This is a genomic window from Methylobacterium sp. D54C (genome assembly GCF_053345595.1).
In genome coordinates this window covers 91,132-110,105 of record NZ_JBKFAK010000017.1, presented here as the reverse complement: position 1 = coordinate 110,105, position 18,974 = coordinate 91,132, and the positions used below count along the sequence as shown (strand labels likewise).

General features: G+C 71.0%; 20 protein-coding genes and 1 pseudogene. 11 read left to right on the top strand and 10 right to left on the bottom strand.

Translation table 11 applies throughout. The features are described 5' to 3' along the window. Window positions 1-89 precede the first annotated feature (89 nt). From repC to ACLBYB_RS24575, 3 genes are all read left to right on the top strand, one after another. Complete coding sequence (gene repC / locus ACLBYB_RS24585; protein ID WP_447700346.1) at window positions 90-1,220, top strand: plasmid replication protein RepC; 1,131 nt, start codon at window positions 90-92, stop codon at window positions 1,218-1,220. A gap of 158 nt (window positions 1,221-1,378) precedes the next feature. After that, window positions 1,379-1,555: a hypothetical protein gene (locus tag ACLBYB_RS24580; protein WP_020095909.1), complete on the top strand. Its 177-nt coding sequence runs from the start codon at window positions 1,379-1,381 to the stop codon at window positions 1,553-1,555. A 285-nt stretch (window positions 1,556-1,840) separates the two neighbouring features. Continuing rightward, on the top strand, window positions 1,841-2,245 hold the full coding sequence (locus ACLBYB_RS24575) for a response regulator (protein ID WP_447700345.1): 405 nt from the start codon (window positions 1,841-1,843) through the stop codon (window positions 2,243-2,245). Window positions 2,246-2,316: 71 nt separating this feature from the next. Here the strand turns inward: ACLBYB_RS24575 and ACLBYB_RS24570 are convergent, their stop codons facing one another. From ACLBYB_RS24570 to ACLBYB_RS24550, 5 genes are all read right to left on the bottom strand, one after another. Next, window positions 2,317-2,529, bottom strand: coding sequence for a hypothetical protein (locus ACLBYB_RS24570; RefSeq protein WP_020095911.1), 213 nt, complete (start codon window positions 2,527-2,529; stop codon window positions 2,317-2,319). 213 nt (window positions 2,530-2,742) lie between these two features. Then, complete coding sequence (locus ACLBYB_RS24565; RefSeq protein WP_026605355.1) at window positions 2,743-3,003, bottom strand: hypothetical protein; 261 nt, start codon at window positions 3,001-3,003, stop codon at window positions 2,743-2,745. Window positions 3,004-3,314: 311 nt separating this feature from the next. Next, complete coding sequence (locus ACLBYB_RS24560; RefSeq protein WP_447700344.1) at window positions 3,315-3,704, bottom strand: DoxX family protein; 390 nt, start codon at window positions 3,702-3,704, stop codon at window positions 3,315-3,317. Window positions 3,705-3,741: 37 nt separating this feature from the next. Then, a complete protein-coding gene (locus tag ACLBYB_RS24555) occupies window positions 3,742-3,873 on the bottom strand; it encodes a hypothetical protein (protein WP_020095914.1) in 132 nt (43 codons plus the stop codon). Between the two features lie 536 nt (window positions 3,874-4,409). Then, window positions 4,410-4,610 carry a hypothetical protein gene (locus tag ACLBYB_RS24550; protein WP_447700343.1) on the bottom strand — a complete coding sequence of 67 codons (201 nt, stop codon included), beginning with the start codon at window positions 4,608-4,610 and terminating at the stop codon, window positions 4,410-4,412. A 458-nt stretch (window positions 4,611-5,068) separates the two neighbouring features. Here ACLBYB_RS24550 and ACLBYB_RS24545 point away from each other — a divergent pair, with 458 nt between their 5' ends. From ACLBYB_RS24545 to ACLBYB_RS24525, 5 genes and pseudogenes are all read left to right on the top strand, one after another. Beyond that, complete coding sequence (locus tag ACLBYB_RS24545) at window positions 5,069-5,323, top strand: hypothetical protein (protein ID WP_026605357.1); 255 nt, start codon at window positions 5,069-5,071, stop codon at window positions 5,321-5,323. Between the two features lie 350 nt (window positions 5,324-5,673). Continuing rightward, a pseudogene (locus ACLBYB_RS24540) lies at window positions 5,674-6,165 on the top strand (IS5 family transposase); the annotation flags it as partial. A 19-nt stretch (window positions 6,166-6,184) separates the two neighbouring features. Then, entirely contained in the window at window positions 6,185-6,484 is a 300-nt protein-coding gene (locus ACLBYB_RS24535) for a transposase (RefSeq protein WP_447700356.1), read from the top strand. Window positions 6,485-6,543: 59 nt separating this feature from the next. After that, complete coding sequence (locus ACLBYB_RS24530) at window positions 6,544-6,855, top strand: hypothetical protein (protein WP_447700355.1); 312 nt, start codon at window positions 6,544-6,546, stop codon at window positions 6,853-6,855. A 167-nt stretch (window positions 6,856-7,022) separates the two neighbouring features. Beyond that, a complete protein-coding gene (locus tag ACLBYB_RS24525; RefSeq protein WP_447700342.1) occupies window positions 7,023-8,987 on the top strand; it encodes an alpha/beta hydrolase domain-containing protein in 1,965 nt (654 codons plus the stop codon). A gap of 57 nt (window positions 8,988-9,044) precedes the next feature. Here the strand turns inward: ACLBYB_RS24525 and ACLBYB_RS24520 are convergent, their stop codons facing one another. The 3 genes from ACLBYB_RS24520 to ACLBYB_RS24510 form a co-directional block, all read right to left on the bottom strand. Then, the gene (locus tag ACLBYB_RS24520) at window positions 9,045-10,226 is read right to left on the bottom strand and encodes a serine hydrolase domain-containing protein (protein WP_447700341.1); all 1,182 of its coding nucleotides are present in this window, start codon (window positions 10,224-10,226) and stop codon (window positions 9,045-9,047) included. Window positions 10,227-10,447: 221 nt separating this feature from the next. Further along, entirely contained in the window at window positions 10,448-12,019 is a 1,572-nt protein-coding gene (locus tag ACLBYB_RS24515; RefSeq protein WP_447700354.1) for an ABC transporter substrate-binding protein, read from the bottom strand. A 231-nt stretch (window positions 12,020-12,250) separates the two neighbouring features. Continuing rightward, complete coding sequence (locus ACLBYB_RS24510) at window positions 12,251-12,619, bottom strand: hypothetical protein (protein ID WP_132368888.1); 369 nt, start codon at window positions 12,617-12,619, stop codon at window positions 12,251-12,253. Window positions 12,620-13,435: 816 nt separating this feature from the next. On the opposite strand from ACLBYB_RS24510, the gene ACLBYB_RS24505 reads away from it, so the two are divergent. From ACLBYB_RS24505 to ACLBYB_RS24495, 3 genes are all read left to right on the top strand, one after another. Beyond that, complete coding sequence (locus ACLBYB_RS24505) at window positions 13,436-14,335, top strand: LysR family transcriptional regulator (protein WP_020095923.1); 900 nt, start codon at window positions 13,436-13,438, stop codon at window positions 14,333-14,335. 227 nt (window positions 14,336-14,562) lie between these two features. After that, window positions 14,563-16,014, top strand: coding sequence for an aspartate ammonia-lyase (aspA, locus tag ACLBYB_RS24500; protein WP_447700340.1), 1,452 nt, complete (start codon window positions 14,563-14,565; stop codon window positions 16,012-16,014). 82 nt (window positions 16,015-16,096) lie between these two features. Continuing rightward, window positions 16,097-17,446, top strand: a complete 1,350-nt coding sequence (locus tag ACLBYB_RS24495) for a dicarboxylate/amino acid:cation symporter (protein WP_447700339.1) — start codon at window positions 16,097-16,099, stop codon at window positions 17,444-17,446. A 151-nt stretch (window positions 17,447-17,597) separates the two neighbouring features. Here the strand turns inward: ACLBYB_RS24495 and ACLBYB_RS24490 are convergent, their stop codons facing one another. Together ACLBYB_RS24490 and ACLBYB_RS24485 are read right to left on the bottom strand one after the other, a co-directional pair. Continuing rightward, window positions 17,598-18,443, bottom strand: a complete 846-nt coding sequence (locus ACLBYB_RS24490; RefSeq protein WP_447700338.1) for an aspartate dehydrogenase — start codon at window positions 18,441-18,443, stop codon at window positions 17,598-17,600. Window positions 18,444-18,521: 78 nt separating this feature from the next. Continuing rightward, window positions 18,522-18,962 (bottom strand): ribbon-helix-helix domain-containing protein, encoded by a 441-nt coding sequence (locus ACLBYB_RS24485; RefSeq protein ID WP_447700353.1) that lies wholly within the window; start codon window positions 18,960-18,962, stop codon window positions 18,522-18,524. Between the last annotated feature and the right edge of the window lie 12 nt (window positions 18,963-18,974).

Below are 18,974 nucleotides of genomic sequence, written 5' to 3'. Positions count from 1 at the left end.
CCCCTTTATGCCCCCTCCCCCAGGCCGTCGTCAAGAACACCCTTCGGGGTGAACGGTCCCGCTTTGCCTCCTGAGAGGAGGCGGACGAGGTGGAGACAGTTCATTCCGGTGGCCGGCCGCTCACGCGCGCCGCGCTCGCCGGCCGGAGACGTGCGCTCGAAGACGGGCGGACGGTCTCGCGCAGGGAGCTCTCGGCCGCGGGCCGGGACGCGGCCAAGGCCCTGAACCTGCGCCCTGCCCTGCGTTCGATCCTCTCGGCGCTCTGCGCCGTGTGGGGTGAGCAGGATTGGGAACGCTTGGTGGTGTGGCCCTCGAACGAGCACCTGTGCGGGATGACCGGGCTGTCGGAGCGCGCGCTCCGCTACGGCCTGCGCGACCTGGTGGCCCTGGAGGTCATCACACCTCGGGACAGCGCGAACGGCAAGCGTTTCGCCATCCGCGGGCCGGGCGGCGCCGTCATCGACGCGTACGGTTTCGACCTGACTCCCATCGTCGCCCGGAAGGGAGAATGGGCGACCGCGATCATGGAAGCCACCGCGAGGGACGCTCAGCGAAGCCGCGCGTTCGATCTCCTGACCGTTCGTCGCCGCGCGGTGTCGGAGGCCCTCGCCGCCCTGCGCGCCCGCTTCCCGGCGACGGATGCCGCCGATCTGCTCGCGGCGCAGGAGACCTTGGAGCGCAGCACGCCGAGGAGACGTGCTTCCGGCGCGGGTCCTGACGTCGTCCTCGATGCCTGGGGAGAACTGCAAGTCATGGCGGAGGATCGTTTCTATCAAGCCGCCTCTGCCGGCAACTCCGGCCGCCACATAGAACAAAACACCGGATCTCCTACCGATCCTTGTGCAAAGGCTCCCGAGAAGGAGCCTGAGCCGACCCGTAGGCCCGAACCGTCACTCGTCGCGGCTGCTTGCCCTGTCGCTGCCGAATTCGGCGTCACCCTCAGAACGGAAGCGGATGTCATCGAGATCGGCCGGCTGATGCGGGGCGGGATCGGCGCGCATCCGTCGGCCTGGAGCGAGGCTTGCGAAGCCCTCGGTCCGTTCCGGGCCTCGGTGCTCGTGCTGATCGTCGCGCAGCTCCACGACGACGACGTGCGCCGGGGTGAGATCCGCATCAAGAACCCAGGCGGCTACTTCAGGCAGCTCGTCCGCCTGTGTTCCGAAGGTCGCTACGGGCTCGAAGCCGAGCTCATGGCGATGCGCAGGAGGAAGATGACGTGACCTCGGGCGAACGTCACCCGCCCCGGACCGCGGAGCCCTGCAGATGCGCCACGCCGCGGCAGCGAATCCGGGCACCCGGATCCTGACCGATGTAGGTAGGCTCCGGATCCCGGAACTCACGCTACGCTTGCGCGGCCGTTGAACATGGGAGGCTTGCGGTGAAGGTGTTTCAGATCCGGCACGAGGTGACGGGCGCCATCCTCTGGACGGGCTCGGCGCCTGACCCGCTCGCTGCCCTCGACGCCATGGCCCACGAGGCGGGGTATTACGATCATTCCGACATCCCCGACCATCTCCGGGCCGGTGGACTCGCCATCGAGGAGATCCGGGTCTAGCGCGCCGACAACCACGCGAAGAGTCCGATCCCTGCGGGCGCCGGGCAGGCGCCCTCGCTTCACGGAAGATCGCCGCGGTGACGTGTCGGTGAGCGATACCGGATTGGTCAGGCGCCTGCAGTGCCGTTCCGCCAGGAGGCCGGGCAGGTTCCGCGGCACCCGGCGCTCTCGGTGCGAGGGGTTCGGCGCGTGATCGCCCCGAACCCGGTCCCCATCGGACAGGTTTGTGTGGGACGCAATCGGGATCAACTGCGTTACTGCGGCGACGAAGTGTGGAGATCCAGGATGGCAGACGCCGTCGCGTCGCAACGCGCTGTTCTGATTGTCGAGGACAATCCCGTGCAGCTCATGGATGCGGCTGCGGCCCTTCGCGACGCGGGATACGAAGTCGCGGAGGCCGCCACTGTCGAAGCCGCCCAGGCTCATCTGGCGGCCCGTCCCGAACTTGTGGCCATGGTCGCGGACGTGGACTTGGCAGGCGAGCCCTTGAGTGGCTTCACCCTGGCCAAAGCCGTCGCGGCGCGCTGGCCCGAACTGGCGATCCTGATCGTGTCGGGTGTGGCTTGGCCCGCCGAGGAGCAGATGCCGATGGGCGCTCGCTACCTGCGCAAACCGTTCACACCGGAGGGGCTGGCCGGCGCGCTGGGGGCTGTGCTGGCGACGCGGGGCGTAGGGTCCGTGCCGCATTGACGGTGGCCAGCCCAGCGTGCGCCGGCGCGGGAGAGCCGCGCCGTCGACGACGGGCCGCATCACGGCGAGGTTCAGGTCCCGCTGTCGCCGGCGCTGGCGTCGTCGCTACCGTCGAGCAGCCAGTCCGGTATCCCGGGAAGCACTTCCCCGGCGACCTCACCGGCGGTCTTCAGGGCCCGCTCCACTTTCGCTTCCGAGTACTCGCCGCGGACCTCGGCGAACAGCTCGCGCGCCAGACGGTCCAGCTCCTCGTCCGAGAGCGTCTGGTCCGGCTCGTCCCTCATGCGTGCCCCCCCAGCTTCGGCCGTCCTGCGCCACCGATCCCGTCACGGGGCGGGGGAGCGTCCGGTGTCACCACCCGTGAGCCGATACGCAACGCGGCCCGCCATCACGGTGCCTGGGCCCGGTTAGGGGATCGTCACCGGCGGGGAACCGAAGATGTCCCAGGCTGACGCTGACGCCGCCGATCCTTCCGTCGCGGTGATCGGCCACCCGCCTCAGTCCACGCCGCAGGCGAGGAGATCGCGCCTGCGCTGCTCGGACGTCTCTCGGGCCTCGTCCTGCCAGCTGGCCTCTGGCGGGTCTCGGTCGGCCTTCACCGGTCGCTCGCCAGGCAGGTACAGACTGCGGGGATCACCGGGCAACGCGCCCGTCGTCTCGGGGTCCCGGTCGCAATCCCGAGCCGGCTGATCGGCCAGGGCGAGCGCGGGACCCGCGCACACGACGACGGCCACGGCGAACGCGAGCAACTTTCTCATGGGGGTCCCGATGGGCCAGGCCCGGCGCATGTACCGCGTCGCCGGTAGGGCCGGAGGGCTTAACGGCGGTTCGCGATGGTCGCCACACCCGTGTCGGCACGGCAGACATGCGTGACCGTCGCCGCAGATCGATCGGCGCCCGGGGACGATTTCCACGTCGCCGGCACCGAACCGCGGCGGCCGGGCGTGGTGTCCGGACTGCCGCGTGCCCGTCACTCCGCTCGCGGCCTCGCCGGTCAAGGCTCGAACCGACGAGCCCCCACTGCGCCCCCGCGCGGATGTGAATGGCCGAATCCGCCCTGTCGGAACGGTCAGGCCTGCCGCATCTCCGTGGACGGCAGAAGCTCGGACCGGCGCGCGTGAGCGACGCCGCCCAGCAGGATGAGAAGCACGAGGGCGGGAAGCGGCATCAGAACGGGGTCGCCCGCGAGGAGATGGCTGCCGACCGCGCCGGCCATGAGCACGGCGAGAAGACCGGCGCCGAGGGCGACGCAACCGGGCGTCCAGAGGAGCACCGCGCCGAGGAGTTGCAGGGCGCCGACCACGTCCATGAACCACAGCGGGTAGCCGAAGCGGACGAAGCCCTCGACCTCGAACGGCACAGCGGCGAACTTCATGACGGCAGCCACCAGGAACACCGCGGTCAACAGGCGTCGCAGCGCCACGCTGCCGACACTCCGCCTATCCCGAACCCGAGCCATCCCCACACCCCTCCCTGCAGGCATCACTCTCGGCGGATCAGACGAAGTGCGTCGGCAGCGCCGCGGTCAGGGCGAGCTGGAGGACGGCGAGCGCCAAGCCAGTCAGCATCGACCAAGCCACGATGTGGTCGGTGACGGTCATGCCCTTGGTCATCATCTTGGTGGCCATCGGTGGTTGCCTCATCCGTGCAGCCGTGGATCGGCTGTCCCAGGACGGTCATATGGCCAAGCTGGATTGCGCCGTTATTGCTTCGATTATTGCGTTGGATTGCACCAAATCAGTTGAGACGCCGTTCTCGGTGAGCGATCCACAGCGCCACGCGCGATCGCCGGCACGCCTCCGGGATGCGCCGCGACGCCATGGCCGCGCGGCGACCGACCGCCGCCGGCCACATCGTCGGCTACATGCCGGGGTGAGGCCGTCCTCGCCCCCGCCGGCCCGGAGCGCCGTCAGTTTGCCGCCGTCCCGCTCGGCGGTGACGAAGGCCTTCGCGTCGGTAGGGATTGCCGACGGATCGACTGGCTCATAGGCGACGAACGGTGTCTCAGGCGACACCGCCACGGTCTCCGACGCGCCGCCCCCGTAAGCCTCCGCGGCGGGGACCCGACAATCCGGGAAGACGGGCGCGGCGCTCGGCGACGCCTGGAGTCCAGCCCGCCCGTCCGCGGGCGCGACGACGGTGCTGTCGGGAGGACGCTGCCGATTCAGGCGTCCGCGTCGGCGCGTCCGTCCCACGCGTCGAGGCGCGACGGCGCCATCGGTGCCGCGGCGGCGATCCCGAGTCGGGTCGCGGCGGCCACAGCGGCGATGATGAGGCCGATGAAGAGCAATGGTTCGAGCATGGCCGTGCCCTCAGCTATGGGCCCGCGCAGCGAGATGGCGGCGCGCCGAACGGTGGCGGGCACGCGCATTGTGCTGCCGCCGCATCTGTTCCTGGAGGATCTCGTCTTCGTGCTGAGGGAAAACTGTGATCGCGGTCGATTGCGGGACACGCAGACCGTCCTCACGCTGCGGATAGATTGGTTTCATGACCGCTCCCCCGTATTACCTACGTAGAAGCTTAACCGTTCTTTAACCGATTGCAACCCGGTGGCAGGGTCGGGTTCCGACGGCGCCGGCGCGCGCTGGAGATCCTTCTCCCTCGGGTAGTCCGCCCTGATCGCCGCGGCGACGCGCCTTCCCTCACCAGCCCGGGCACCGGCCGCATTTCGGGCCCGACGGCTCCGATCCCGGCAGACCCCCCGATCTCAGAGGCCGGGCGGCTGCTGATCCGGGCCGGGGAACTACCTCAGGCACGGTTGCCGCCTATGTCATCTGACCGGGAGCCGCCGTCGGACTGACTTTGATCGTGGAGGACGCAACGATGCCGCCCAAGCTGACCAAGACCATCATCGGAGCCGTTATCGCCGTCGCGCTCGCCGCTGCGGTCTCCTACGGAGTCATCAGCCAGCAGACGGCCGACAAGATCCAGACTCAGGCGAACCAGACCCTGCAGAACGATCAGGCTCCGGCCAGCACCGGTCAGCAGCCGCCGCCTCCGCCTCAGAACTCGATCCCGCAGGCACCCGCACAGCCGGGGGCGTCGCCGCAGAATCCCGCGCCGGCACCGCGTCAGTGAGCAAATCCGGGCGCGTCGATGGTGGATCCGCGACGTCGAGCATGCCCCGGGATCGGCCCGGGTCACTGGCATCGGGGTCGACGGCACATCCTCCCCTGTCGGCGATGACCTGAAGCCGCGGCAACGAGATCGCGGCCCTGTTCGAGCAGAATACTTCGGAGATACGGCGGTCATCGCGGAGGTGCCCTTGGCAAAACCGTTTGCCACGCTGCTGCTCGCAGCAGCCGTCTCTGTTCTGTCAGATCTGCCGGCGCGATCTCAGAGCCCGTCCGGTAAGGGTCTGAGGCGGGGTTGAGTGGCCGGGATGGCGATGATTCCAGGAGGGTGCTGAAGCCTGACCTGGAAGCGCCATGTGGACCCCGACCACCCGGCGGCAGCATAGCCGCGTGGGCCTTCGCTATGAAACCGACCTGACCGACGCCGAGTGGGCGGTGATCGAGCCACTGATGCCGAGGCCAGCGCCCTGTGGCCGGCCTCCGCTCTGGACGACACGGGAGGTCCTGAACGCCATCTTCTACGTTCTGAGGAGTGGGATCTCCTGGCGGTTGATACCCAAGGATCTACCGCCGCGCTCGACCACGTTCGGCTACTTCAGCCGCTGGCGCGACACAGGGCTGTTTGGCCGGATCAACCACCACCTGGTCATGGCCGATCGCGAACGAGTCGGACGGGAAGCCTCACCGTCTGCCGCGGTCCTCGACAGCCAAAGCATCAAGACGACGGAGAGCGGCGGCCCGCGCGGCTACGATGCCGGCAAGAGGGTCAAGGGGCGCAAGCGCCAAGCGCTGGTCGACATGGACGGGCGCGCTCGTCCTCGATCCTCAGCCTGCCGACGTCCAGGACCGCGACGGAGCCGTGCCGGTGCTGCGCCTGTCGCGTCGGACCTTCCCGTTCATCGCCAAAGCCTTCGCCGATGCAGGCTATGCCGGCAACAGACCGGCGACCGCCACGATCATCACGGTCGAGATCGTGCGCAAGCCGCCCCATCAAGTCGGCTTTGCCGTGCATCCACGCCGCTGGGTGGTCGAACGGTTCTTCGCCTGGATCAGCCGCAATCGCCGCCTCTGGAAGGACCCAGAGGCGACTCTCGCCTCGGCCAGAGCATTCCTCTACGCGGCAGCCGTCATGATCCTCGTCAGGCGACTGGCCCGCTCAGCCTGACTTCTCGGACGGACTCTCAGGTCGCGCCCGTCAACAACTGGGCTGAGTTCCGCGAGGCGATGGCCGCGTGCTGGACGGTGCCGCCCGGCACGGAGGGATCCCTGATTGCCTACCGGTTCGGCCTCGACAAGACGGGTGCCATCCGGGGCAAGCCGCTCACCACCGCGCGGCGACTGGTCGGCGACCAGGACGCGCACCGTCGCTACGAGGAGGCGGCATCCGCTGTGCTGGCACGCTGCTTCCCGCTCAAGGTGACACGGGCGTTCGGCGCGATCCTCGGCGAGAGCCCGATCTATCTGCGGTTGGTCAACACGAAGCCGACGGCCGCCTACCAGATCAACAGCAACGTGACGATCTTCGCGCCTCGCTAGGCTGCCCCTCGCGGATGCTCGCCTTGCCCGCCCGGGGGCCTCCCGAGACCGGCTGACAGGCGGTCCGGGAACGCAATGCCTTCGCGGGCAGCGCGCTCGACGGCCCGTTCCAACTGTGTTTGCTGACACGGCCGGCCAGGAGAACGAGCCGCGCGGGAGGGGGGACCATGCGGACCGGTTGGGTTCTTGCCGGCGCGCTCGGCTGCGCGCTCGGCGTCACGCCGACCCAGGCGCGCATCACCCAGATCGAGGTCGTCACCGTCGAGCCGTTCGCCGACGGCGCTGAATTCGGACCTGCCGGCGCGTACGAGCGGGTCATCGGTGCCGCCCGCGGCGAGCTCGATCCGGCAGATCCGGCCAATGCCGGCATCGTCGACATCGCGCTGGCGCCGCGCAACGCGCGCGGCATGGTCGAATACAGGACCGACCTGTTCATCCTGCGCCCGAAGGACCCCGCCCGCGGCAGCGGTACGCTGCTGTTCGAGGTGCTGAATCGCGGCCGCAAGTTCCTCTTCAACTGGGTGCTGGACGCGCCGGCCCAAGGGGCCCAGGCCGTCAACGATCCGCGCAACGCCGTCGACGCCGGAACCGGCCTCGTCCTGCGTCGCGGCGACACGATCGTCTGGTCGGGCTGGGAGGCGGACGCGCTGCGCCAGCAGGGCGGCATGGCCATCGACGTGCCGGTCGCCTCCAGGAGCGGCAAGCCGATCGTGGAGATCGTGCGCGACGAACTCGTGAGCGCGACGCGCGGGCCGCCGGAGGCGCCCTTCTATCTCACCTTCAAGGCGGCCAGCCAGGACAAGGCCGGCACGCAGCTGACCGTGCGCCGCCGGGAGGCCGACCCGCCTCGGCCGGTTCCGGAGGAGGCGTGGCACTACGCGACGCCGCGGCAACTCGAGCTCCTGCCCAAGGGAACGAAGCCGCTGCCGGGCTCGATCTACCAGTTCACCTACCGCGCCACCGAGCCGAAGGTGCTCGGCATCGGCTTCGCCGCGACGCGCGACGTGGTCGCCTACCTGCGCGGCGATGCCGCCGGTGGCGCCAACCCGGCGGGCGGAGCGATCCGGCACGCGGTCGCGCTCGGCATCTCCCAGAGCGGGCGGTACCTGCGCGACTTCATCGCCCAGGGCTTCAATCGCGACGAGGCCGGGCGCCGGGTCTTCGACGGCGTGCTGTCGCACATCGCGGGGATCGGCGGCGTCTTCCTGAACGCGCGCTTCGGCCAACCGTCCCGCACCAACACGCAGCACGAGGACCATCTCTATCCGGAGAATGCCTTCCCGTTCTCCGCGGCGGCTCAGCACGACCCGGTGACGGGACGGACCGGCGCGCTGCTGCGCGACGACGGCTTCGACCCGCTGCTGATCGAGGTGAACACCGCCACCGAGTACTGGCAGAAGGGTGCCTCGCTGCTGGCGACGGATCCCCTGGGCCGCACCGACCTGGCCTTGCCCGACACGACACGCGTCTACTTGGTCTCGAGCGGCTTCCACTACGGGCGCGCCGGACTGACCTCGAGCAGAGGCCCCTGCGCCAACATGCGCAGCACCCTCAATCCGGCGCCTGCCCTCCGGGCGCTTCTCGTCGCACTCGAGGACTGGGTGACGCTCGGCACGCCCCCGCCCGACAGCCGGATCCCGCGCCTGTCGGACGGCACGCTGGTGGAGCCGGCCGAGGCCGGCTATCCCTTCATCGTCGGTGTGCCGGTCCCGACCGCCCCGAACACGATCGCCCGCTTCAGCACCTACGTCGATCCCAAGCCCGAGAGCGGGCCGCAGTACCGGCCGCTCGTGCCCCGCGTCGACGCGGATGGCAACGACGTGGCAGGCATTCGCCTGCCGGCCGTCGCCGCACCGCGCGCGACCTTCACGGGCTGGAATCTCTACGCCGATCCCTTCCCGGCGGGGGCCCTCTGCGACCGGGAGGGGAGCCAGCTTCCGTTCGCCCGGACCCGGGCGGAGCGGGAGGCCAACGGGGATCCGCGGCCCTCGCTGGAGGAGCGCTACCCGGATCCGAATGCCTACCTGGCTGCCGTGCTCAAGTCCGTGGACGCGCTGGTTCGGGATCGCCTGCTCCTGCGCGAGGACGGCGACCGCCTTGTCCAGGCGGCGCGGCAGGAGTCCGCGCCATGACCGCTCCGGATTCGGTCGTGCCGCCGGCGTAGACATGCGTCGGGCGGACCTTGTCCTTCAGGGAGACGTCTCGGACAGTCGACGGTCTTCCAGGGCGGCGTAGACCATGGTGCGGGTCAGCGTGCGGTAGTGCTGGCGCTGGTCGGCCGAGGAGGTCTGCATCATCAGGAGCGCGAAGAACCCCTCTACAGGGTCAACCCAAAAGTATGTGCCTCCGACGCCGCTCCAGAACCAGTCGCCGACATTGCCGGGGAACGGCGCCTCGCCCGCCGCCAGGCGGACCGCCACGCCCAGCCCGAAGCCGTAGCCCGGCCCCGGCGGATAGTAGGCGGCCTTCGCGATCGCCGCCCCGAGATGATCCGAGGTCATGAGCCGCACGCTGGCCGGCGCCAGGATGCGCGCGCCGTCGAGACTGCCGCCGGTGAGAAGCATGCGCAGGAAGCGGGCGCAGTCCGCCGTGCTCGATACGAGGCCGCCATTGCCCCTCTGGCCGCGCCGCGGCTGCGCCGGATCGTGAAAGACAGGGCGCTGCCCCGGTGCTTGCGGCAGCGGTTGCGCGACGCGTGATCCCATCGCGGCCGAGATCTGGAACAGCGTGTCGGCCATGCCGAGCGGCTCGAGCACGGTCACGTCGAGGACCCGCTGCAGATCCGCGCCGCCCGAGATCTCCAGGACGCGGCCGAGCACGTCGGTGGCGTGCGAGTAGTTCCACACCGTGCCGGGCTCGTGCTCCAGCGGCAGGCGGGCGATCCGGTCGGCGAACGCCGCGTTGTCGAGATCCTCGGCGAGCAGGCCGTCGGCCGCGTAGGCGCGCCGCGCCGGCCCGTCGCCGAGATAGCCGTAGGCGATCCCGGCGGTGTGGCGCAGGAGATCCTGAACGGTCGGCCTGGCCCTGGCGGGCCTGAGGCCGCCGTCCGGATCGAGCACCGACAGGTGCTCGAAGGCGGGAATGAACGCTGCCACGGGCTGATCGAGGCGCAGGGCGCCGCGCTCGGCGAGCACCATGGTAGCGGCGGAGACGACGACCTTGGTCATGGAGTAGATGCGCCAGAGCGCGTCGGGCCCGAGGGGCGCGCGCGCGACGCGGTCGCGGTAGCCGACGGTGCGTCGCCAGATCGCCCCGTCCGCGCCGCCGACGAGCATGTCGGCCCCGGCGATCGCGCCGCTGTCGACATCGGCCGTCAGGCGGTCGCCGAGGCGGTCGAGGTGGCGGGAGGAGAAGACTGGCGCAGTCCGCATGGCACCGATGTAGCGCGCGCCACCGCGCCCGCATCGCCGCGGCCGCGAAAGGCCGGACGGCGACGCGCATCGGCTCCGGTGTCCTCGGGGCGCCGCGCGCCGGGGCGACGGTCCGGCCCGGCGAAGGATGGCGCGCCACGTAAGGACCGGGCGCGGCTCTAAGCCTCTGTTTCGACGCGCTCTCGTGCGCCGGACCGGTATCCACTTCGGTGCAGAGCGCTCTAGGCCGGCCTGACGTCGTAGAATTGCGGGAAGCCGTTGCGCACGCCCGTCAGGCCCCGATAGGCCGTCGCCTCGTAATAGGCGCCGAGCGGCAGGTACGGCACGTCGATGAAGAACTGTCGCTGGATCTCGGCGCAGATCGCCTTCTGCGCCGCAGAATCGGGCGCGGTGAACCACGCGGCGCGCAGCTCCTCGAGACGGGGCGCGCGGGGCCATCCGAACCAGGCCTGGTCGCCGTTGCCGCGGATGCCGAGCTGGCCGGCGGGATCGAAGTTGTTGGTGCCGTTCAGGTAGGTGACGAAGGTGCTCCAGCCGCCCTTGTCCGGGGGCTGGCGGCTCGCCCGGCGCTGCACCAGGGTCCCCCAGTCCATCGCGACGAGGTCCACGGCGAGCCCGCATTTCTGGAAGGCTTCGGCCGCGACGAGGGCCAGGGGATGGGTGGCCGGGTAATCGGTCGGGTCGAGCATGACGACGCGCTCGCCCCGGTAGCCGGCCTCCGCCAGGGCGCGCCTGACCGCGGCGTAGTCGCGGGGGCCGACCAGCCCGTCGGTGCCCGCGCGCGTCGCCATCGGCGCCTCGGGGCTGAAGACGCCGACATGGTCCTTCCACAGGGCGCGCTCGTCGCCCGCGACCGCGCTCATGAACTCGGTCTGGTCGATGGCGCCGAGCAGCGCCCGGCGGATCGCGGGATTGTCGAAGGGCGGATGCAGGTGGTTGAAGCGCAGGCAGCCGATGCCGCCGGCCGGATCGAGCACCTCCAGCCGGATCCCCGATCTGCTCCTGAGCAGCGCCTGCAGGTCCGGCGTCGGGTTCTGCCACCAGTCGACCTCGCCGGCCGCCAGCGCGCTCGCGGCGGTGGAGGCGTCGGGCACGATCCGCCACTCGATCCGCTCGAAATGGGCCTGCTTCGGTCCGGCGGTGAAGCTCGCCGCGCCGTCCGGGCGGGGCACGTAGCCGTCGAAGCGCTCGTAGACGGTGAGCGCCCCCGGGACGCGCTCGTCCGCCTTGAAGCGGAACGGGCCCGAGCCGACCATCTCGGTGACCTGCGTGTTCGGGTCGGTCTTCGCCAGGCGCTCCGGCATGATGCAGGGCATCGAGGTACCGGTCTTGCCCAGAGCCGCGGGCAGCAGCGGGAACGGCCGCTTGAGGCGGAACTGCACGACGCGGTCGGAGGTCGCCGCGAGTTCGTCGGTGGCGTCGATCAGCGCCCGGCCGAAGGCGTCGCGGGCGGCGAAGCGGCGCACGCTCGCCACCGCGTCGCGCGCCAGCACCGGCGCGCCGTCGTGGAAGCGCAGGCCCTCGCGCAGGGTCAGGCGCCACAGGCGGCCATCCGCCTCGACGGTGTGACCCTCGACCATCTGCGGCTGGAACTCGTAGCCCGCGGTCTGGCCGTAGAGGGTGTCGAAGACGAGGTAGCCGTGGTTGCGCGTCACGGTCGCCGTCGTCCAGATCGGGTCGATCACCGCGACGTCGCTTTCCGGGATGAAGCGCAGGACCTTGGCGGGCTGCGCGACGGCGGGCCGCGCGACCGCGGCGGCGGCCAGGGCGGCGAGGACCTCGCGGCGCCTCATCGGCAAGCGCTCGTGCTGGATGCCATCGGAGACCGTGCGCCCGTCACCCTCGTCGCGTCGCATGGTGCCCTCGGTGAGGCAGCGAGGCAAACGGGGGGCCGCGCCCCGCCGCGCGCGAACGCGTCACAGTGGGCGGTGTCCGGAGCACAGAGGCGGGGCAACTCGCGCCGCGAGCCCCCTGCACGACCCCGCGTCCGCCGGGCCGGAGCCTCCGTCCCGGCGCCTCGGGCCCTAGCGCTCGCGGTCGGCCCCGGAATCGGCCTGTTCGGGCGCGGTCATCTCCGGCGTCAGCAGACCGAGTTCAATCAGAAAGGCCGAAGTCGGTTCCAAGTAGACGCCGATCTGGATCGCATCCGGGTCCGAATGCGGCGTCACATAGGTGCGCCTCTCGTACAGCTCGGACTCGCCGCTCGCCAACAGGTCCAGCAACGCGCACCGGCGCATCCAAGAGATGATCCCGCGCGCGTAGGCGTCTTCGACCAGCTTGAATCCGCCGATCACGGCCTGTTCGAAATCGGGATCCGTTCGGATCACGACTCTGCGGGGTGTTTCCTGCATGTGTGTCCTGCGACGCTCTCGGATCGCGGCCAGCCGGCTCATGCTGATCTTGCGGCCGGCCGCCGAGGCTGACCCAGACTCGGACCAGTCCTGTCCAGGCGCAGAGCCCGCGCGGGCGTTTCCGTCGCCATCATTTGTGGTGCTCGGGGCTCGACCGAAGGACGTAGCACCCTGTCGCGGGCCGCCGCGCCCGCGGCTGAGGCCCCGCGGTCACATCGCTGCGCCGTGTCGTTCGATGTGCCGCACGCCTGCACGATCGCCGCGGGCCGCCGGAGGGGCCGTTCGGTCGGGCGCTCCCCGAGCCGGCCGCGGTCCGAGCCGGCGGCCACGGCGACCCCGTCGCTCCGGCAACGCCGCCGACGCGGGTGCTCCGGAACACGCCGGGCCTGAAAGCTTGAGCCTACATCGGGATCACACCGCGACGACAGTCGCGAGCCCGATGGAGACGACGATGACCTGGACGAACCGCATCACCGTAGCCGCGACCCTCATCGGCGGCGCGATCGCGCTGGTGACTTACGCGCAGGCCCTGAGTCTGCCGACGCACTTCGCCTGAGCCCGCCTGCCGGGGGAGCGCCCCGCGCCGCTCCTCCGACGCCGTCGTGACGGCCACCGTCGCGTTGAGACTTATCGCGCAGCCCACGATCGGGCCGCCTCGCTTCGTCCGAGGGGCGCCTGGCGGACCGCTCTGAGCCGCTCCGGGCCGCGCCGTCGGCGCGCGCGGTTCTCGGCAGGATCGGCCACGATCGCCCAGGATCGGGCGCCGGACCGCGTCGGCGCGGACGCGCCCGCCCCGCTTGCCGGGCCCGCCCTTTCGGCGTTTCAAGGCCGTGACCCCTGGACGTGGCCCGGCCGGCGATGGAACTGAAGTGGATCGAGGACTTCCTCAGCCTCGCCGAGACCCGTAGCTTCTCACGCTCGGCCGAGGCGCGGCACGTCACGCAATCGGCGTTCAGCCGCCGCATCCGCTCCCTGGAGGTCTGGCTCGGCACGGCCTTGCTCGACCGCAGCACCTACCCGATCACCCTCACGGCGGACGGGCGCCACTTCCTCGAGACCGCCGAGGAGGTGGTGCGCCTCCTCACCCTCAGCCGCGCCGACTTCCGCAACCGCAGCGAGAGGTCGAGCCTGCCCGTCGTCGCCATCACGGCCCTGCATTCGCTCTGCCTCTCCTTCCTGCCGCGCTGGCTCGGCACGCTCCGGGGCGAGCTCGGTGCGATGAGCAGCCGCGTGCTGCCGGAGAATTTCAACATCTGCCTCCAGGCCCTGGTCGAGGGCGGCTACGACCTCATGCTGACCTATCACCATCCGGGCATCCCGATCCCGCTCGGGCCCGATCGCTTTCCCTGCCTCGTCGTCGGCCAGGACAGCCTCGTGGCCGTGGCGGCGCCGGCGGATCTCCCCCGCGACCGGGAAGGCCGCCTGCCCCTCCTGCAATATTCCCGCGGCTCCTTCCTGGGCCGGCTCGCCGCCATCGCCCAGGCCCGGGAGGGCGCGCCCGCGACCTATCCGGTCCACACGAACGAGAACTCGATGGCCGAGGCCCTGCGGTCGATGGCGCTCGCGGGACACGGGGTCGCGTGGCTGCCGAGGAGCCTCGTCGCCGGCGAGATCGCGGCGGGCGCGCTCGCCATCGTCAGCCCCGAGATGTCGATGGAGATCCGGCTGTACCGCAGCGCGGAGCGGGCCCGGCCGTTCCTGGAGGCCGTCTGGTCGGCCGCCGCCGCGGATTCGAAGAACTATTCCGGTTCGGAATAGTTCTGGTCGCAACTAGCATTGGCGGCCCGCCGGCACCGGGACTATCAGACGCCGGCCGGTCAGGCGCGGTCGTCCGTGAGGGCGGGGCGACTGGCGGCGACCCTTCATCGCGCACCGTCGAGAGCGTCGACGCCCCCTCACGCGGGCCGGTCGCTCACGCGCAATCGTCTGCCCAACCGTCCTGCCCTACGGCGCGCCGGATCGCTTCCGCGCGCCAGGAGAGAGCCGTGTCCGAGATCGCTTCCGCCGCCGCCACCCGCACCGAGCACGACCTCCTGGGCGACCGCGAGGTTCCGCAGACGGCCTACTGGGGCATCCATACCCTGCGCGCGGTCGAGAACTTCCCGATCACCGGCACCACGCTGGCCACCTGCCCGGACCTGATCCGGGCGCTCGCGGCGATCAAGCAGGCGGCGGCGCTCGCCAACCGGGAACTCGGCCTGCTCGACGCGACGCGCTGCGACGCGATCGTGGCGGCCTGCGAGGAGATCCGGGCCGGCGGCCTGCACGATCAGTTCGTGGTCGATCTCATCCAGGGCGGGGCCGGGACCTCGACCAACATGAACGCCAACGAGGTCGTGGCCAACCGCGCGCTCGAACTGCTCGGCCACGCCCGCGGCGCCTACGGGCAGCTGCACCCGAACGAGCACGTCAACATGGGCCAGAGCACCAACGACGTGTACCCGACGGCCCTCAAGATCGCCGGCATCGGCGCGATCCGTCGGCTCGTCGCCGCGATGGCGTCGCTGCGCGGCAGCTTCGAGGCCAAGGCCGCCGAATTCTCGGACGTGCTCAAGATGGGCCGCACCCAGCTGCAGGACGCGGTGCCCATGACGCTCGGCCAGGAATTCGGCACCTACGCGCGCATGCTCGGCGAGGACGAGGCCCGGCTGGGCGAGGCCGATCTGCTGATCCGCGAGATCAACATGGGCGCCACCGCGATCGGGACCGGCATCACCGCGCATCCCCTCTACGCGGCCGCGGTCCGCGCGCGGCTGTCCGAGATCACCGGCATCCCGCTCGTCACGGCCGAGGATCTGGTCGAGGCAACCCAGGATTGCGGCGCCTTCGTGCAGGTGTCCGGCGTCCTCAAGCGGGTGGCCGTGAAGCTGTCCAAGACCTGCAACGACCTGCGCCTGCTCTCCAGCGGTCCGCGCGCGGGCTTCGGCGAGATCAACCTGCCGGCCCGGCAGGCCGGCTCCTCGATCATGCCCGGCAAGGTCAATCCGGTGATCCCCGAGGTGGTGAACCAAGTGGCGTTCGAGGTGATCGGCAACGACGTGACGATCAGCTTCGCGGCCGAGGCCGGCCAGCTGCAGCTCAACGCCTTCGAGCCCGTGATCGCCTACAGCCTGTTCCGCAGCTTCGCGCATCTCGAAGCCGCCTGCCGCACGCTCGATCTCCACTGCGTGCGGGGCATCACCGCCAACCGCGAACGGCTGCGCGCCAGCGTCGAGCACTCGATCGGGATCGTGACCGCGCTCAACCCCTATATCGGCTACCGCAACGCGACGGCCGTCGCCATGGAGGCGCACGCGACCGGCCGCGGCGTCTACGACCTCGTGCTCGAGAAGGGGCTGATGGCCCGCGCGCAGCTCGACGCGGTCCTCCGGCCCGAGCGGCTGACCCGCCCGCAAGCCCCCGATCCGGTCATCGCCCGGGCCGTCGCCGGGGCCTGATCCAGAAACCGGGATCCGCGTCCGCGACGCCAGCGGTCGGGTCCCGCACGCCGAACAACACGATCCCATGGGAGGACAACGGATGACGCACGCCGATACGGACCCGGATTCCACGACATCGCGCTCGGGCCGGCTCACGCTCTACACCGGGCTCGGGCTGGCACTCGGCATCCTCGTCGGCGCCGTCCTGCACGGACTGGCGGCCGGACCCGACGAGGCCAAGGCGTTCGCGGCGCACTTCACCCTCGCGACCGACATCTTCCTGCGTCTGATCAAGATGATCATCGCGCCGCTCGTGTTCGCCACCATCGTGGCCGGCATCGCGAGCTTCGGCGACGCCCGCTCGGTCGGCCGGGTCGCCGCGCTGGCCATGGGCTGGTTCGTCACCGCCTCGGTCGTCTCGCTCACCCTCGGGCTCCTGACCGCGTACCTGTTCCAGCCGGGCGCGGGCCTGGGCCTGCCGCTGCCCGACGCGGGGGCGCAGACCGGCCTGAAGGCCGCCTCGCTGAACCTGCGCGACTTCCTCGTCCACGTCTTCCCGACCAGCATCGTCTCGGCCATGGCCGGCAACGAGGTGCTGCAGATCCTGGTCTTCTCGATCTTCTTCGGCTTCGGTCTCAGCACGATCGACCGGCGCTACAGCGAGCCGATGGTGCAGCTTCTCGACGGCCTCGCCCGCGTGATGTTCAGGGTCACCGACACGGTGATGCGGCTCGCGCCGATCGCCGTCTTCGCGGCCATCGCGGCGGTCGTCACCGTCCAAGGGCTCGGCGTCCTTCTCGATTACGGCAAGTTCATCGCCAGCTTCTACGCGGGCCTGTCCCTGCTCTGGCTGCTGCTGATCGGTGCCGGCTGGGCCGTGCTGGGCCGGCGCGTGGTGGAGCTGCTGCGCCTGCTGCGCGCCCCGATGATCCTCGCCTTCTCGACGGCGAGCAGCGAGGCCGCCTTCCCGCGCACCGTCGAGGTGCTGGAGCGCTTCGGGGTGCGCCCGCGCGTGACGGGGTTCGTGCTGCCGCTCGGGTACTCGTTCAACCTCGACGGCTCGATGATGTACCAGGCCATGGCCGCCCTGTTCATCGCCCAGGCGTTCGGGATTCACATGGGCTTCGGCGAGCAGCTGACGATGCTGCTCGTCATGATGGTGACGAGCAAGGGCATCGCCGGCGTGCCGCGGGCCTCATTGGTCGTGGTCGCCGCCACCGTGCCGATGTTCGGTCTCCCGGCCGCCGGCATCCTGCTGATCATGGGCATCGACCAGATCCTCGACATGGGGCGCACCGTCACGAACGTCCTCGGTAACGGTCTCGCCACCGCGGCGGTCGCCAAGTGGCGGGGTGAGATCGCGGGCGGCGTCCGGGAGGTGGGCGCGGAGCCCGCGGGGCCGCGCCTCGACCTCGCCGCGGGGCCCGCGGCCGGCGCCGCCCGCGCTTGACGGCGCCGCCGTGGCCCGCTCGATGGCGGACGGGATCGCGCCGCTCGCCGCTGTCACGGATCGCTCCGGGCTCTGAGAGGCGACCGCGCCCGGGCACCGCTCCGGGCGCGGGGGCGCGGGGTCAGGGGCCGTGCCGGCCGGGTCCGGTCTGTCAGGTTCCGACCCGGAGCGGGGCTGTGAGCTTGCGCAGGTAGGCGATGGCCGACAGGGCCGTGATGCGGCCCGTGCGGGGGTTCTCGTCGGTCGGGACATTCTCGATCGTCATCGCGAAGCGCGCGGCGTCGGCCTCCACCTCGATGCGGTGCGTGTTGCGCTCCAGGCCGGGGTCGGCCCAGATCTCGAGCTCGGTCCGGTCGGGACCGATGCCGGCCAGCGAGAGCGCGACCGCGACGTTGAGATTCGCCGGGAAGCCGCGGGCCGCCTCGCGGGGGCTGCCGGCGAAGATGCGCATCGGCTCGGTGATGCCGCCGATCTCGATGCCGTTCTCCGCGAGGTAGGGGGCGCCGACGAGGCCGCGCACGGGCTTGCGGGTGATCATCCGCACCGTGCGGATGGTGCCCTCCGCGGCGGCCGTCACGGCGTCGAGGCCGAGCAGCGCGCCGGTCGGGACGACGATCTGACCGCCGTGGGCGCGGGCCGTCGCCACGAGGTCCTCGTGATCGAGGAGCGCGCCGCAGCTCAGCACGATCGCGGTCTTCCCCGCCGCCACGAAGGGCCGCACGATCGCCGGGAGATGCTGGGACGGCGCGCATTCCAGCACGATGTCGGCCCGCGGCTCCAGGGCGTCGAACGCGGTGACGACCTCCGGCGGCTCCGCGAGCGCCGCGAGCGCGGCCCGGGCTCTGGCGGCATCGCGAACCGCGACGGCGGTCAGCCTCAGCCCCGATATGGCGCCCGCATCGAGCACGCGCGCCACGGCCAGCCCGACGTTGCCGAGGCCGGCGATCGCGATGCGACCGCCGCGGATGGGCGACCTCGGGGCTTCCTGCAGCGGCATGTCGGGTATCCGTTCATCGGGGCCGGAGCGGCCGACCGCGCCAGCCCTCTGCATCGGCCATGCCGGGGGGGACGCGCCTCAGCCCTCGCCGCGGGCATCGCGCGGCCGGACCGCGTCGCCGCGCAGGGCACGCGCGGTCCGCGCGACGTGTCCGACGCCGACGTCACGGTCGTCGATCCTTTCCAGGGCGCCGTCGACGTCCCCCGCGACCCTGCCGCGCTGTTCCACGGCGCGCCGCTGCGCCGAGGCGAGGCGCGCCGCCTTCATCTCGAGGTGCCTCAGGCACGCGCACCGCAGGAGCGAGGCGAAATTGCGTGCCTCACCGTGGAGAGCGAGCACTTCGTCGTAGAGAAGCGTCACGAGGCGCGGAAGGGTCATGCCCTGAGCGGCGGCGATGTCCTCGAGCACGTTCCAGAACATCACCTCGATCCTGATCGAGGTCGAGTGTCCGCCGAGCCGGATGGAGCGGGTCTCGCCCTCGTAGTCGGCGGACGGCATCCCCGAGTACAGATTGCACATGTCCACCCCTGC